1 protein-coding gene is annotated in these 228 nt (G+C 42.5%); it reads right to left on the bottom strand.

Going from position 1 to position 228, the window contains the following annotated elements; all coding sequences use genetic code 11:
* On the bottom strand, nt 1-228 hold a 228-nt coding region (locus CBI42_RS13090), incomplete at both ends, for a hypothetical protein (RefSeq protein ID WP_218822080.1).

The raw sequence follows: 228 nt of genomic DNA, 5'->3' as shown, positions 1-228 counted from the left end.
GATCTTTACGAGACTTCCAAGATCAACCAAGTGAGTCAACAATCGACCCAAAAGCCAACCAGGAATGGTGAGGTTAAGGACGTTAAGAATTGCAAGTGGATAAGTGAATGCCTTACCCAATCCAGCAATTATATTGCCGATAAACTCAGGAACACCATTGAATGAAAGAACTCGAAGTGGTAATAAACCAAGCTTCAAGAAGGAGCCGGCGACCTTTCCAAACAAGTT

The organism is Streptococcus sp. KR, assembly GCF_002238115.1.
GTDB lineage: Bacteria > Bacillota > Bacilli > Lactobacillales > Streptococcaceae > Streptococcus.
Note: the sequence above shows the minus strand (reverse complement) of the source record. Positions and strands in the feature narration are given on the sequence as shown.